This is a genomic window from Streptomyces sp. NPDC043176 (assembly GCF_056436715.1).
The window spans coordinates 41387-54060 of sequence record NZ_JBWKCA010000023.1 but is presented as its reverse complement, the minus strand read 5'-3'; the positions used below and the strand labels follow the sequence as shown (position 1 = coordinate 54060).

Below are 12674 nucleotides of genomic sequence, written 5' to 3'. Positions count from 1 at the left end.
TCGGCACCGGCCGAGCGAACTTCTTCAGCCCGGCCTCGATGCGGGCGATGGTCTTGTCGGCAAGGGGCTTGGCCCGGTCTCCGATCCGCTGCCCCGGGATGGACCAGTCGATCGCCACGGCGGCCGGGAGGGCTTCGGGCTCGACGATCTGGTTGCGGCAGGAGGTGTTCGGGCAGCGGTAGACGTACTGCTGGCGGTAGCGGCCCATGTCGCGCTTGGGGTCCTTGAACACCTGCATGGCCTGCACGTGGGTGTCGCAGCCAGGGCACCAGGCGCGCGGTCGCAGCCACTTGTCCCAGTCGGGGGTGCGGCCGAGGGACTCGTGCCAGTAGCCGACGTACAGCCGGTCGCGGGACTGCGGCGCGGCGTGAACGGACCGCGGGTCGGCGTGCATGCTGTTGAGGGCGATGATCCGGGTGCGGTAGCCGAGCTTGTGGATCTCTCCGATCCACCGGTCCCACTGGTCCCAGGCGCGGACGTCGGTGACGTTCTCGACGATGCCAGCCTTGACGAGGCCACCGCGCTCGATGACGCCGCGCAGGTACAGCGGGACCTCCTCCATCAGGGCCCGGGACTCCTCCTCGGCGGACGGCTCGTCGTCCTCGTCGGTGGCGGCGAGGAGGTCGAGGAGGCTGCCCTGCATGGCGCCGACGAAGTCACGCTTCTTGCCCTTGGCGACGGACCAGTTGGTGCACTCGGGGCTGGCCCAGAAGATGTCGGTGACGGGCCAGTCCCAGACGGGCGCCTTGCGGATGTCGCCCTGGTAGTGGCTGGTCGTGGGGAAGTTCGCGGCGTGCGATTCGATGGCGAGGCGCCAGTGGTTCGCAGCGCGTTCGACGCGGACGCCGGGCACTGCGTGGACGCCCTGGCTGGAGCCGCCGGCTCCGCAGAACCAGTCCATGACGCTCAGAGCGTCGTTGTCGTGGCGGGACATCAGGCGGCTTCCTTTCGGGGCGTGGGGTGCCGGAGCAGTTCCTGCTGGAGGTGGTTCCGGGTGATGCCGATGCGGGCTGCGGCGGTCTCGTAGTCGGCGCCGAGTCGCATCAGCTCGCGGGCGTCTTCGGCGATCGCGGCGCCGCGGTTGGACGCTTCGGCGCGGGCCCGGCCGAGGGCGCGGTAGCGGTCGGCAGGGCTGAGGCCCTTGCGTTCCTGCAGCCACTCGTCGTGCGCTGCCTGGCAGGGCTGGCAGGTGGGGATGTGCTCCAGCCGGTGGGTCCACCATCCGCGGTCGCTGCCGCAGAAGCCGGTCCAGTCCGGGTGCGCGTCCGGGTCGTCGATGGTGTCCGAGTCCCAGCCGTCGGGTCCGGTCCAACCCTTGGAAGTCGCTGCAATGCGGGCGGGGTTGGATGGCCCAGGGGTGGTCTCGTGCTTGCTGTAGACCTTGGCGAACTTCTCGGCCAGAGGCCGGTCTACGGCTTCGACCGTGCCGTTGAGGATTTCGTAGATGTGCCGGTTGGAGCACCCGGTCTGCTCGGCCGTCCACTGGATCGTGTAGCCGATTCGGGCGAGGGCCTTGATGCGACGGATGGTTCCGATAGGGGGCACCCGCGGGCTGTCTTCCGGATTTACGGCGAGCAGCCGCAGCGCGTTGTCGTGCTGGACCTTGAGCTGGCCGGCGAGGATGTAGCGGATGGCGCGGTCGGAGACGAGGCTGGTTTCAGCGATGCCGAGCCGGGTCCATCCGGCATCGATGCAGGCGCGGATGTGGGCTGCGACGTGGGGGCCGTTGACGAGTCCGTCGATCCCTTGCTGCTTCCGGAGCGCCTTTCGCTGGCGGAGGATGCGTTCGGCGGTGCGCTGGGTAGCGGTGGTCACTGTCCTGTCTCCTTCCGGTCGGGCTGTCGTGTGGGGAGGGTCCAGAGGGCCTGGCAGAGTTCGAGGGATTCGACGGCTTCGCGCATGCGGCGCGTGGCCCGCCAGCTATCGAGGTCGGCGAGGATCTGGACGCCGGCGCGGTACCGCAGCCAGATGCGTTCCTGGCGGCACCGGAAGTCGCGGTAGCTCATGCCGCCGGCCTCGCCTGCTGGGCCCGGGTGCGGCGCTGCTCCGCTATCAGCCGGCCCTTGATGGACATCCGCCAGATCGCGATCCGATGGCCGTGGGTGGAGTCGAGCGTGGAGGGCACGACCCGGCCGGTGTGCTCGATGATTCCGGCGACGCGCAGCGAGTTGATGACGGCGCCGAGGAAACCGTGCGACATCTCCGGCAGCACGTCGCGCAGGCAGTTCGCCGAGAACTCGTCGTGGCGGGTGCCGTAGTGGAAGACGGCCTGCTCGACGAGGAACCGGTCCCACGAGGACTGGTCGGCGATGTCTTCGAGCAGCAGGTCCTTCTCGGCGGAAGCGAGACGCTCGGCCGGGGAGAGGCGGCGGGTCATGAGGGTCCTTCCGATCGAGGCTGGGGCTACTGGACGTTCTTGAGGGCGAGACCGCGGGTGCGGATGTAGTCGCCGAGGGTGGTGGCCGTGCCGGTCGCCGGGTCGAGGAGCGGCGTGGACTGCAGGCCGCGGGAGTCGACCTCCGCACGGAGCTGGCCGAGGTCCTCGAACGTGGCGTCCTCGGCGGTCGCGCGGTCGATGTAGGCGGCGGGGTCGATGCCGGTCGCGCCGTCGTTGAGCCAGTCGAGCATCGTCTTGGCGATGTCCGCCCCGTCCGGCCGCTCGAGCACGAGGGCGTGCAGCTGGGGGCAGCGGGACTTGATGATGCTGAGCCGGTTGTCGGTGTCCATCTGGCCGACGACGTCGAACTCGTACTCCACGCCGCGGCGCTGTTCGGGACGGGTGCCGAGCCGGACGGGCTCCTTGCGGCCGTTGGCGTTGGTCTGCAGCGACCACTCGGTGTGCGCCCGCATGGTGGCGACGACATGTCCCGGGTACGACAGGAGGGCGTCGACCATGGCGTTCTGAAGGGGAGTGCCTTCCTTCCAGCCGGCGAACGTGTTCCCGCCGAACCCCTTCTTCGCCGCCTTGTCGACCTGCTCGAGGGTTCCGTCGGTGCCGGACCAGAAGTGGCTGAGGGAGTCGACGAGGACGGCCTCGTAGCCGCCGTTCGCTGCGGCGGCGAGGGCGCCGATCAGGTTCTGCGGGTGAAAGGTGTGGAGCTGGAGGGTGTCGAAGGTGACGCCGTTGATGCCGGCGTACTTGGAGGCCGCGCCCCGCTCGGTGTCGATGACGGCGAACCGGTTGGCGAGACCGTGGGCGATCCGCAGGCCGGTCCACGTCTTGCCGCTGCCGGACACTCCCATGAGGGCGAGACGGGCCTTGGCCTTCTCGCGGGTGGCGGGCGCGAAGGAGAAGTCGGTCTGGGCGGCGGCCGCCGGGGTCTTGGGCTGGTTGACGTGGTCGCTGATGCGGGACACGGATGGCTCCTATCGGGCGGGCTGGAGGGCGCGGGTGGTGCCGTCTTCGTGGGCGGTGCGGTAGGCGATCCGCCGGCCGAGGTGCAGGGCGTTGCGGCCGTTGCCGAGGGCGTCGAGCAGGAGGGACTTGGCATGGAGGTGTTCGGCTTCGACGGCCTTCAGCTGCTGGTGGGTGACCTCGTAGCGGGAGGCGACGGGGCCGGGGATCTCGACGTCGATCTCGTCGAACCGGTCGGCCTGGCGGCGGATCGTGTCGTAGGTGCCGTGACTGTCGTCGATGTCGGGACGCTGGCCGTTGCGGACGCTGTCGAGGAATCGTTCGGCGGCTTCACGCATGAGCGTGGCGTCGGCCTCGTCGTACTCGACGACGTACTCGCGGTAGTCGTGGCCGGAGATGAGGACGGCGACGTGGCAGGTGCGGAGGCCGAGAGTGTCGAGCTGCCACTGGATCTGGCAGTAGTAGTGGAGGGGGACGCCGTTCTCCCAGCCTTCGCCGGTGGGGCTGGTCTTGACCTCGAGGAGTTCGACTACCGCGCCTTGGCCGGTGGTGAGGATGCGGTCGGGGGTGGCTCGCTGCCAGGCGCGGTCGCGGTGGTGCCAGGTGCCGGTCGACTCGACGCAGTAGCCCTCGTGCTCGTCGGTCCACTTCTCGGCGACGGCCTGCTCGAGGCGGTTGCCCCATTCGACCTGGGGGGTGGCGACGAACGGCGGGACGGGCAGGCCGCTCTTCTTGTGCCAGAGAATGAAGGGGTTGGACCACGGCGAGAGGTTCATGACCGCGGCGATCTCGGTAGCGGTGATGCAGAGCCCGGCGCGGGCCTTGTCCCAAGCCGCGGTACCCGGGGTGAACTCGCCGAGGAGGATTCCGGTCGGCGGCTGGGTGGCGATCACGCGGCCACCTCGCCCCGGGCGATGGCCGTCAGGTTGCTGACGCCCTTGGGGTCGTACTGGATCGCGGCGACCGCGGCCCCGTACTCGGGGAAGGCCTCGGAAAGGCGGAAGAAGTGCTGCTCGTCGGCGGTGGCGAAGGCGGCCAGGAGGTGCGTCGTGAAGCTGCCCGCCTGGTAGCCGCCCTGCCCGAAGTGGAAGAGGACGTGGTTGGCGACGTTCGGGGTGATCCTGCTGTCCATCTGGTGCTCCTGAGGGTGTGTGGGGCCAGGCCCGCCCCGTTGCTGGGGGCTGTGGAGCGGGCCTGGCTGGCGCGGAGCCGGGGGGAGGCTCGACGCGCCGGTCTGTGAGGTTGTGGTCTTGTCCCGCCGGCCTGCCGGTGGTGGCACGTCAGGCCGGCGGGCGGTCAGGCGGCGCGGGGGCCGGTGATGGGGAGGAGCATCTGCGCCTGGTAGCTGGCGGAGACCTCGGGGAACTGGTGCTTGGCGATGAGGTGATCGGTCATGTCCTCGACCGCGATCCGGGTCGTGGTGATGTACGTGTGGTGGGTGCAGTTCGGCGCCGGGCAGCGCAGGTAGGCGCTCACGCTGCGGCCTGCTTCCGGTGCTGGCGGCGCTTCTCGACGATGGCCGCCCCCCGCCCGCCCCGTGCGGCCCGGAACTCGCCGCCGACGGCCTCGACCTCGTCGATGACCTTCCAGATGACCGAGTCGTCGATGGCGCGGAGGGTCTCCTCGGAGCAGGTCCAGTCGGTGACTCCGACCAGGGCGGTTGCGGCGGACTGCGCGTCGTCGAACCGGTCGAACACTCCGATCAGGAATCCGGAGCTGTGGGTGAGGTGCTGTTCCCCAGAGAAGGGGCCGAGGCCGTGGACGATGAGGCCGGGGGCGTCGGTCTCATAGGCGGGGACGGTCAGCGTGGAGCCGGCGCCCATGTCGAGGGTGATCGTGTCGGTCATCGAGAACTCCGATTGAGGTGACGTCCCAGGGCCAGCAGGGCAAGGGATGCGGCGGTGGTGGCGGCGAGCTGGAGCCAGGCCCGGGTCATGCGGCGTCCTCCGGTCCCAGCACCCGTGCGGCCCACGTGTCGAGGTCTTCGACGTGGCCGGCGGCGATCGACGCGGCGTAGTCGGGGTCGACGGTGCGCGGGGCCCGGACCGGCTCCGGCTCGACCCGCGGGTCGCACAGGAGGGCGGACAGGATCGTCGTCTGCGGGGTCACGGCCGTTCCTCCCCGACGTACAGGAAGCGGTAGAGGGCCTGCTGCAGGTCGCTGATGTCGCGGCCGTCCTTGAGGGGCGGGTACCCGTGCGCCTCAAGGACCTTGGCGATGTCGTAGGTGAGGCCGAAGGTGAAGCGGGACTCGCCCTCCGGGACCGGACTGATCGGGTAGGCGCGATCGGTCACGACGCCACCACCTTGGGCGCGGCAAGGCCGGCCAGCCCGTAGCGGGTGAGCTTGTCGTAGCGGCGGATGCCCCAGACGATCGCGTGGCAGGACCACACGTAGTGGTAGTCGAGGCTGTCGACGTCCCACTCAGACAGATCGTCGAAGTCGAAGCCGCCGGTCTCGCGGATCTGGGCCTTGTGATCGTCACCCTGCGGGTGAACGCCCCACTTCCAGTGCACTGCGGAGTCATAGTCGTCGTGGTCCTCGCCGCCGCCGCACGAGCATTCGGTGCGGTACGTCTTGCCGTGCTCGAACTCGTCGAGGACACGGAAGGCGCTCTGTTTGTCGTCGAGCCACGGGCTGCCGAGGACTTCCTCGTCGACCGCCTCGCGCAGGCCCTCAGGCGCCCAGTCGTCCCGGATGGCCTCCTCGACGCGCTCGTTGACCGCCGCTACGAGCTTGTCGCGGTCGTACTTGGCGACCGACGAGGCGCCGTTGACGAGCTTGCTCGCCCATCGGTCGGGCTGGAACCGGCGCCCGGTCTGGCTGCGGAGCCAGACGAGCATGTCCTCGGTGTCGCTGCCGTACCGCTCGAAGTGGAACGAGCCGTGGCTGCCGGCGACGAGCAGGTTGTACGGCCAGGTGACGATGACGACGCGGGTCCAGTTCGAGGCGAACTGGATGTGACGGTGCACGCCGTCCTCGCGGAGGAAGGTGAGGCTGATGGCGGAGTCGCTTGCGAAGTGCTTGGCGACCTTGTCGTAGTCGGTCACGCCGACGCTCCTTCGCTGATGATGTCGACGTGCTCGAGGCTGATGCCGCCGGCGTAGCCGTGGACGGACACGACGGGCTCGCCGTCGCCGAGGATCCAGGCCGGGGTGCGGGTTGTACTGACGACGCGGGTCTTGGCGGCGAGGACGGCGTTGTACTCGGGCCGGACGCTCGGGTAGGCGATGACGCGGGTTCCGATCGGATAGCGCGAGTTGAAGTCATCGGCAGCCTGCTGGCCCTTCCGCTTCTCCGCGTCCTTCTTCGCCTGGATCTCGGCGGCCCTGGCCTGGTGCTTCGCCTCGATCTCGTCCCGGTTCTGGGCGATGATCTCGCGGGCGTCGTCGAGAGTGACGCCGGCGTCGAGGAGCGGCTGGCAGGGCCAGGCGATCGAGTAGTCCCAGGCGTCTTCCGGCGTGCAGTGGAGGCAGTAGAAGCCGCCGAAGATGAGCTCGTCCCAGTCGTGGAGTTTCAGGAGGTCGTCTCGGGTGTCGCTCATCGGGTGCCTCCGGGGGTCCAGCCGGGGTACGTGTCGGTGGTGGAGCAGCGGTCGCCGTGCTCGCAGGCGAGGCGGGCGAACAGTGCGTCGGCCGGGTCGAGGAGGTGGGCCTGCTCGGCGAGGCAGCCGGCGAGTTCCTGGCGGGTCATCGACGCCTTCAGGTCCGCAGCGAGGGTGGCGAGCGGCACGTCCAGGCGCTCGATCGGGTTGACGGTCATCGGGCACCGCCTTGGGCCTTGTCGAAGCCGAGCAGCGGGCCAGCGATGTCCTCGACAAACACGAACTTCTTGCCGTCCTCGTTCGCCCAGGTCCGCGTCATGGCGGCTTCGTGGAGGCGAGCTTCCAGCTCGGCGACCCGGGCCCGCAGTTGCTGCAGTTCCGGTGCCCGCTCGGACAGCGTCTCGGCGGAGCGGTCGTCGATGTACTCGTCGAGGTCGCGGGCCGCGATCGTGTGCCCCTTCGACATCAGCCAGTCGGCGGCCTTCTGGAGTTCGTCGCGGGCGCTCATACCGCGCTCCCGGGGGCGACCGCGAAGTTCGGGTTGTAGGCGCCGAGGGTCTTGTTCACGCGGGCCAGCCGGCCGAGCGCGGTCTCGAAGTCCTGGCGGTCCTCGTCGCTGGCGAGCGGGCGAAGCCGGCCGATCTCGCGGAGCTCACCGACAGCGTCGATCTCGGCCTGCAGAACCGGCCGCGGAATCGTGGTGCCGATCAGCGCGACGACGGCGTCCGGGATCGGGACGGGCACCAACTGGGGGTGCGTCTGATTGAATCGAGGCATGGGAAGCCCCTTTCACTACGTCATGGTTGAGGGGTAGTACCTAGGGCCGGCCGTCGGGCTCTGACCTCCGGCGGCGGCCCGCATACCGCTCTAGGCGGCGAGGGGGGCGTTGAGCGGCTTGCGGCCGAGGCCCTGGCGGCCCCGGCGCGGGGTGGCCCCCTTGGGCGGCGCGACGAGACTGTCGTCGAGGATGGCCTGGCGGTCCGCCTTCGTGGTCATCACCGTCCGGCCCGGCTTGCGCTTCAGGCCGAGGCTGTCGAGCCTCCGGCGCACGGTCTTGACGCTGCAGCCGAGTACGTAGGCCGCCTCCTGGACGGTCATGATGTCGGCGTTCAGGTCCTTGGGCTCCTGCGGCGTCTCGTACTTCTGGTAGCGCTCGTACCTGTCACCAGGCATGTCACTCCCTGTCTTTCTCTCCCCTGTCCGGGGAAGGCTGGGCTTGCTCGGCTGCTTCGAGAGCGTCGAACAGGCGCTTGTGGCGGGCCGGGCGCATACGGGTGCGGGACCCGGTTTCCAGGTGGCTGAGGTACGACCGGCTTATGCGGGCGGCGGTGGCAAGGTCGTCAATTTCGAGACCTGCGGCCTTACGCCGTTTGCGCAGCTCCGGCCCGTCCACCGGGATAGTGGTTGGGGGTTGGTGCATGCCTTGAAGGTAGACCTAGTTAACCCCTCATGTCCAGCACTAGTTGGACCACAGACGCACCGAGTTGGACACCGAGTGCCACCTAGATGGCCATCAGGGGGTGTCCGGTCTCGCTTAATGGCGCCTTAGGGGAGGGTCAAGATTTGCGTCACAGTGCGCCCTGGTCCTGGCTGGCCCTAGCTGGCCCTGCCACTATGAGGGCATGGCACCCCGTGACCTCGACGCCCTCGCGAAGGCCGTCAAGAATCGACGCATCGAACTTGGCCTCGGCTACAAGAACGCAGCCGCGCAGGCCGGCATCTCGCCCGCCACATGGAAGCGAATCGAGAGCGCCGAGCCAGTCCGTGAGCTCAGCTACGCCAAGGTCGACCCCGTACTCCAGTGGGCACCCGGCAGCTGCGTCGCAGTCCTGCAGGGGAAGAGCCCGGTCCCCGTCGCCCCCGCGGAGGGGGTACCGGGCGTCTCGATCTCACCCGTCCCACCCGAGGCCCTGGCTGCCGCCAAGGACGTCGTACAGCTGGCCACGATCGCGACCACCAGCGGCCTGACGGCCGAAGAGATCCGTGCGCTCAGCGAGCGAGTCGTGGCCGACCTGAAGGAAAAAGGGCTTCTCGGCGGTTGAAACTCAGTCTTTAGTCGTACAACCTTTCCGCGCCGTCAGATGCTGATAAAAATGGCCACTCAACTTCGGCCATAAGTAGTCCCGGATTCCACTTTTCGTGGCAGTCTCGGTGCACACCCTCGAAGGCTCCCGCAACAACCCGACAGGGGGAGCCATGCTGCAACAGGACGCGCTCATCGTCGACTACGGGCCGACCTTCCACGGAACGGCCCTCAAGACCGACACCGGGATCGTCTGCGTCATCCCTCGCCAGCTCCACCCCCACAGCGAAGCCGGTAACGCCTTGCGGGAGTTGGTCCAGGGCCTTGGAGGAAACTGTGGCCAGTGCGACGGCTGCCCGCTGGGCCGTCAGGACTGAGATCATGGGAACGCGGAAGTCCGGCGGTTGGGGAACCGCCGGGCACCGCGGCCTCCAGGAACCGAGGGGAGACTGCCATGCCCAGCGTCGACCAGCACATCTACCTTGAATGGCGCGGCGGCACCTGCCGCGTGAAGTGGTGGTCCGGCGAGTACCTGCCCAGCGGCCGCAAGCGCTACGAGTCCAAGGGCGGCTTCACCGACGAGGACGAGGCGTTCAAGCACGGCCAGGACAAGCTGTACGAGATCCGGCATGGCACCCACGTCTCCAACCGCACCAAGGCGACCCTCATGGGCGACTGGCTGGACGACTGGCTGTCCGCCATGGACTACGCCTACTCGACCGAGGTCGCTTACCGTTCGCGGGTCGAGACCCATATCCGCCCGTACTTCGGGCGCATGGCTATCGGCGACATCGACACGCTCACCTATCGGCTGTTCAAGAAGCACATCGAGCAGGCCGTCGGCTCCGCGATGGCGAAGAACGTTCTGTCGACGCTCGGCATGATCCTGGACGACGCGGTCCCGAGACTCATCAAGGTCTCCCCCGTTGAGCGCACCAAGCGGCGCGGCAAGTTCACGAAGAAGCCCAAGGAGCGCAAGCGTGACGTGTCCGAGGAGACCGTCGAGGCGCTTGCCCGCAATGCCCGCGTGCTCCTTGGGGAGCCCGGCTACGTCATGATCTGGACGATGGCTGTGACCGGGATGCGCCCGGGTGAGCTCTTCGGCCTGACGCGCGAGTACTGCTACCCGAACTGGCCGGCCACCGACTTGAGGCTGGACCCCACCGAGGCGGACCGGTACGAGGAAGACCTGCAGCGCTACGGCAAGGGCGGCGACCTCATGCCGGCTATCCGCGTGGAGCGGCAGGCCCAGCGCACCAAGAGGGTCAAGGGAGCCGAGTTCTTTCCACCCAAGTACGGCAGCCAGCGCACGCTCGTCATTCCGCCCTTCCTCGCGGACATGCTGGACGGCATGCTCGCGTCGCACACGAGCAGGTGGATCTTCCCCGCTTACCGCGGCGGCTGCCTGGCGGCCGGCGACTTCAACGGCGACTACTGGTACAAGATCAGGGGCGGCGCCGAGGAAAGACCCAAGGGGGAGGGCGTGAGAATCCCGCGTCCCGCCATCCCCGCCGTGCCCGAGTTCGAAGGTCGGCGCATGTATCTGCTGAGGCACAGCCACAAGGCGTGGCTCGACGAGGAGCTGAAGCACAGCCGGTACGCGATCGAGGCCCGCATGGGGCACGAGATGGACACTGTCGAGGGCGTCTACAGCAGCGTGACAGTTCCGATGGAGCGCGCCATCATGAAGACGCTGCAGCAGCGGTGGGAGGGCTTGCAGGAGCGGATCGCCAAGGGCACCGATTCCTAGATCATCTCCCACTCGTTTCCCACTCCCCCTGGGAGACGAGGGATTGCCGCAGGTCCAGGGCCGACCAGAGCCGCCCTCTGCGAGATCTCGTGGATCGTCCAGTCCGACGTGACGCCGCTGCTCGCCGCCTACCCGGCGCTGCGCGAGCTCGGCGTGCGCGGGGGCTCGCGGCTGGCCTTCCCGCCGGTCCGGCACACCGGTCTGGAGACCCTGGTGGTGGAGACGGGCGGCCTGCCCGCCCGGGTGGTGCGCGGCATCGTCGGCAGCGACCTGCCCGCCCTGGAGAACCTGGAACTCTGGCTCGGCACCGACGAGTACGGCGGCGACAGCACCCCGGAGGACCTCGCGCCGCTGCTCGACGGAACGGCCTTCCCCGCCCTGCGCCACCTGGGGCTGCGCAACAGCGTGATCCAGGACGCCGTCGCCGCCGCCGTGGCGGGCGCGCCGGTCGTCGCACGGATCGAGCGCCTCGACCTGTCCATGGGCGTGCTCACCGACGAGGGCGCGGCGGCCCTCCTCGACGGCCAGCCGCTGACCCACCTCGCCCACCTCGACCTGTCCCACCACTACCTGTCGGAGGCCATGCGGGAGCGGGTCCGCGCCGCCCTCGTCCCGCACGGCGTGACCGTCCGCCTCGACGACCCGCAGGTGCCGGAGGACGACGGCGACGGCGAGGTCCACCGGTACGTCGCGGTCGCCGAATGACCCTCCGCCCGCGTCCCGGCGCCGGCGGCCCGCGACTCGTGGTCGTCGGCGATCCGGCGGGCCGCCGCGTCGCGTTCTTCCAGGACGCGCTGCGGACCGCCGGGCTGCCCGGGGCGCGGGTGGTGTCCTGGCCCGACGTGCTGCGCGGCCGGGCCCGGTTCGCCGCCGGCGAGACCGTACGGCTCGACTCGCCGGGCGAGGACGCGGAGGCCGACCGGCTGTTGCGCGACGTCGGCGATCCTGCCCGGGTCGAGGGCAGCGGCCTCTGGTACCAGCGGTTCACCGCGGCCGTGGCGGAACTCGCCGCCTCCGTGGCGGAGGCGGGGGCGGCCCTCGTCGACGATCCGGGCGAACTCTCCGTCCTCTTCGACAAGCGGCTGGGCCACGGCCGGCTGCGGGCCGCCGGGGTGCCGGTGCCCGAATCCCCCACGTCGGGCGCCGCCGCCCCGCCCGTGCGGGGCTGGGCGGACGTCCGGTCGCTGACCGCGCGGCCCGGTCTGCGCCGGGTGTTCGTGAAGCTCGCGCACGGTTCCTCCGCCTCGGGCGTCATCGCGCTGCAGACGAACGGCGCGGGCCGGGTGCAGGCGACCACCTCGGTGGAGCGCGGGCCCGGCGGCCGGCTCTTCAACTCCCTGCGGGTGCGGCACTACACGAGCGAGGCCGAGGTCGCCGCGATCGTGGACGCCCTGGCCCCCGACGGACTGCACGTGGAGCGCTGGCTGCCGAAGGCCACCCAGGGCGGCCGGGCGGCCGACCTGCGGGTGGTGGTGGTCGACGGACGGGCCACCCATGCCGTGCTGCGTACCAGCCGCTCCCCGATGACCAATCTGCACCTGGGCGGCGCCCGGGGGGACCTGGCCGCCGCGCGGGCCGCGATCACCGCCGCCGGCGGGCGGTGGGAGGACGCGCTCGGCGTGTGCGAGCGGGCCGCCGCCGCGTTCCCCGGCACCCGCTGTGTGGGGGTCGACCTGCTTCCGGCCGCCGGGTGGCGCCGCTTCGCCGTGGGCGAGGTGAACGCCTTCGGCGACCTGCTGCCCGGGCTCAAGGGCCTGCCCGGCAGCGGTTCCGAGGGCCTCGACACCTACGCGGCGCAGGTCGCGGCGCAGTTCCCGCACCACTCTCGTGCCGCCCGGCACGAGCCCGGCCCGAGCGGCACGACACCCCCGAGCGAGGCCCTCCCGGGCACGGCACCTCCGGCCACGGCCCTCCCCGGCACGACACCCCGGAGCCCGGCGCCCCCGAGCACCGCACCCCCCGGCACGGCCCTCCCCGGCACCACAGGAACGAGCACCACGTGA

General features: G+C 70.0%; 22 protein-coding genes and 1 pseudogene. 5 read left to right on the top strand and 18 right to left on the bottom strand.

Features of this window, described 5'->3' with window-relative positions:
* From AC067A_RS30050 to AC067A_RS29965, 18 genes are all read right to left on the bottom strand, one after another.
* The coding region (locus AC067A_RS30050) for a DNA cytosine methyltransferase (protein WP_479245742.1) at positions 1–934 on the bottom strand (934 nt) is incomplete at its 3' end.
* On the bottom strand, positions 934–1815 hold the full coding sequence (locus AC067A_RS30045) for a hypothetical protein (protein ID WP_479245740.1): 882 nt from the start codon (positions 1813–1815) through the stop codon (positions 934–936). The genes AC067A_RS30050 and AC067A_RS30045, both read right to left, overlap by 1 nt.
* Complete coding sequence (locus AC067A_RS30040; protein WP_479245739.1) at positions 1812–2006, bottom strand: hypothetical protein; 195 nt, start codon at positions 2004–2006, stop codon at positions 1812–1814. Before AC067A_RS30040 ends, AC067A_RS30045 begins: the two co-directional genes overlap by 4 nt.
* Positions 2003–2377 (bottom strand): hypothetical protein, encoded by a 375-nt coding sequence (locus tag AC067A_RS30035; protein ID WP_479245738.1) that lies wholly within the window; start codon positions 2375–2377, stop codon positions 2003–2005. The genes AC067A_RS30040 and AC067A_RS30035 overlap by 4 nt, the downstream gene beginning before the upstream one ends.
* Before the next feature lie 26 nt (positions 2378–2403).
* On the bottom strand, positions 2404–3357 hold the full coding sequence (locus AC067A_RS30030; RefSeq protein ID WP_479245736.1) for an ATP-binding protein: 954 nt from the start codon (positions 3355–3357) through the stop codon (positions 2404–2406).
* Between the two features lie 9 nt (positions 3358–3366).
* On the bottom strand, positions 3367–4248 hold the full coding sequence (locus AC067A_RS30025; protein WP_479245735.1) for a YqaJ viral recombinase family nuclease: 882 nt from the start codon (positions 4246–4248) through the stop codon (positions 3367–3369).
* Positions 4245–4487: a hypothetical protein gene (locus AC067A_RS30020; protein ID WP_479245733.1), complete on the bottom strand. Its 243-nt coding sequence runs from the start codon at positions 4485–4487 to the stop codon at positions 4245–4247. The genes AC067A_RS30025 and AC067A_RS30020 overlap by 4 nt, the downstream gene beginning before the upstream one ends.
* A 164-nt stretch (positions 4488–4651) precedes the next feature.
* Positions 4652–4831, bottom strand: coding sequence for a hypothetical protein (locus tag AC067A_RS30015; RefSeq protein WP_479245731.1), 180 nt, complete (start codon positions 4829–4831; stop codon positions 4652–4654).
* Positions 4828–5202 (bottom strand): hypothetical protein, encoded by a 375-nt coding sequence (locus AC067A_RS30010; protein ID WP_479245729.1) that lies wholly within the window; start codon positions 5200–5202, stop codon positions 4828–4830. Before AC067A_RS30010 ends, AC067A_RS30015 begins: the two co-directional genes overlap by 4 nt.
* A gap of 85 nt (positions 5203–5287) precedes the next feature.
* Entirely contained in the window at positions 5288–5464 is a 177-nt protein-coding gene (locus AC067A_RS30005) for a hypothetical protein (RefSeq protein ID WP_479245727.1), read from the bottom strand.
* Positions 5461–5649: a hypothetical protein gene (locus tag AC067A_RS30000; RefSeq protein ID WP_479245726.1), complete on the bottom strand. Its 189-nt coding sequence runs from the start codon at positions 5647–5649 to the stop codon at positions 5461–5463. Before AC067A_RS30000 ends, AC067A_RS30005 begins: the two co-directional genes overlap by 4 nt.
* Positions 5646–6404, bottom strand: coding sequence for a hypothetical protein (locus AC067A_RS29995; protein ID WP_479245724.1), 759 nt, complete (start codon positions 6402–6404; stop codon positions 5646–5648). The genes AC067A_RS30000 and AC067A_RS29995 overlap by 4 nt, the downstream gene beginning before the upstream one ends.
* Positions 6401–6898, bottom strand: coding sequence for a hypothetical protein (locus AC067A_RS29990; RefSeq protein WP_479245723.1), 498 nt, complete (start codon positions 6896–6898; stop codon positions 6401–6403). The genes AC067A_RS29995 and AC067A_RS29990 overlap by 4 nt, the downstream gene beginning before the upstream one ends.
* Positions 6895–7116 carry a hypothetical protein gene (locus AC067A_RS29985; RefSeq protein WP_479245721.1) on the bottom strand — a complete coding sequence of 74 codons (222 nt, stop codon included), beginning with the start codon at positions 7114–7116 and terminating at the stop codon, positions 6895–6897. The genes AC067A_RS29990 and AC067A_RS29985 overlap by 4 nt, the downstream gene beginning before the upstream one ends.
* The gene (locus AC067A_RS29980; protein ID WP_479245719.1) at positions 7113–7406 is read right to left on the bottom strand and encodes a hypothetical protein; all 294 of its coding nucleotides are present in this window, start codon (positions 7404–7406) and stop codon (positions 7113–7115) included. Before AC067A_RS29980 ends, AC067A_RS29985 begins: the two co-directional genes overlap by 4 nt.
* Entirely contained in the window at positions 7403–7675 is a 273-nt protein-coding gene (locus AC067A_RS29975) for a hypothetical protein (RefSeq protein ID WP_479245718.1), read from the bottom strand. Before AC067A_RS29975 ends, AC067A_RS29980 begins: the two co-directional genes overlap by 4 nt.
* A gap of 90 nt (positions 7676–7765) precedes the next feature.
* The gene (locus tag AC067A_RS29970; RefSeq protein WP_479245716.1) at positions 7766–8071 is read right to left on the bottom strand and encodes a DNA-binding protein; all 306 of its coding nucleotides are present in this window, start codon (positions 8069–8071) and stop codon (positions 7766–7768) included.
* Between the two features lies 1 nt (position 8072).
* A complete protein-coding gene (locus AC067A_RS29965; protein WP_479245714.1) occupies positions 8073–8318 on the bottom strand; it encodes a helix-turn-helix domain-containing protein in 246 nt (81 codons plus the stop codon).
* Between the two features lie 202 nt (positions 8319–8520).
* Between AC067A_RS29965 and AC067A_RS29960 the strand changes: the two genes are divergently transcribed.
* The 5 genes and pseudogenes from AC067A_RS29960 (at position 8521) to AC067A_RS29940 (ending at position 12674) form a co-directional block, all read left to right on the top strand.
* A complete protein-coding gene (locus AC067A_RS29960; protein ID WP_479245712.1) occupies positions 8521–8940 on the top strand; it encodes a hypothetical protein in 420 nt (139 codons plus the stop codon).
* A 97-nt stretch (positions 8941–9037) separates the two neighbouring features.
* Positions 9038–9298 (top strand): hypothetical protein, encoded by a 261-nt coding sequence (locus AC067A_RS29955; protein ID WP_479245710.1) that lies wholly within the window; start codon positions 9038–9040, stop codon positions 9296–9298.
* A 77-nt stretch (positions 9299–9375) separates the two neighbouring features.
* Entirely contained in the window at positions 9376–10671 is a 1296-nt protein-coding gene (locus AC067A_RS29950; RefSeq protein ID WP_479245708.1) for a tyrosine-type recombinase/integrase, read from the top strand.
* A gap of 78 nt (positions 10672–10749) precedes the next feature.
* Positions 10750–11376, top strand: a pseudogene (locus AC067A_RS29945) (STM4015 family protein); the annotation flags it as partial.
* Complete coding sequence (locus AC067A_RS29940) at positions 11373–12674, top strand: STM4014 family protein (RefSeq protein WP_479245706.1); 1302 nt, start codon at positions 11373–11375, stop codon at positions 12672–12674. The pseudogene AC067A_RS29945 and the gene AC067A_RS29940, both read left to right, overlap by 4 nt.

Bases quoted from the DNA above. Each gene is read 5' to 3' on its own strand.
- AC067A_RS29965 (WP_479245714.1), bottom strand. From the start codon at position 8,318: ATGCACCAACCCCCAACCACTATCCCGGTGGACGGGCCGGAGCTGCGC.
- AC067A_RS29970 (WP_479245716.1), bottom strand. From the start codon at position 8,071: ATGCCTGGTGACAGGTACGAGCGCTACCAGAAGTACGAGACGCCGCAG.
- AC067A_RS30010 (WP_479245729.1), bottom strand. From the start codon at position 5,202: ATGACCGACACGATCACCCTCGACATGGGCGCCGGCTCCACGCTGACC.
- AC067A_RS30040 (WP_479245739.1), bottom strand. From the start codon at position 2,006: ATGAGCTACCGCGACTTCCGGTGCCGCCAGGAACGCATCTGGCTGCGG.
- AC067A_RS29990 (WP_479245723.1), bottom strand. From the start codon at position 6,898: ATGAGCGACACCCGAGACGACCTCCTGAAACTCCACGACTGGGACGAG.
- AC067A_RS29940 (WP_479245706.1), top strand. From the start codon at position 11,373: ATGACCCTCCGCCCGCGTCCCGGCGCCGGCGGCCCGCGACTCGTGGTC.
- AC067A_RS30020 (WP_479245733.1), bottom strand. From the start codon at position 4,487: ATGGACAGCAGGATCACCCCGAACGTCGCCAACCACGTCCTCTTCCAC.
- AC067A_RS29985 (WP_479245721.1), bottom strand. From the start codon at position 7,116: ATGACCGTCAACCCGATCGAGCGCCTGGACGTGCCGCTCGCCACCCTC.
- AC067A_RS29960 (WP_479245712.1), top strand. From the start codon at position 8,521: ATGGCACCCCGTGACCTCGACGCCCTCGCGAAGGCCGTCAAGAATCGA.
- AC067A_RS29975 (WP_479245718.1), bottom strand. From the start codon at position 7,675: ATGCCTCGATTCAATCAGACGCACCCCCAGTTGGTGCCCGTCCCGATC.
- AC067A_RS30035 (WP_479245738.1), bottom strand. From the start codon at position 2,377: ATGACCCGCCGCCTCTCCCCGGCCGAGCGTCTCGCTTCCGCCGAGAAG.
- AC067A_RS29980 (WP_479245719.1), bottom strand. From the start codon at position 7,406: ATGAGCGCCCGCGACGAACTCCAGAAGGCCGCCGACTGGCTGATGTCG.
- AC067A_RS29950 (WP_479245708.1), top strand. From the start codon at position 9,376: ATGCCCAGCGTCGACCAGCACATCTACCTTGAATGGCGCGGCGGCACC.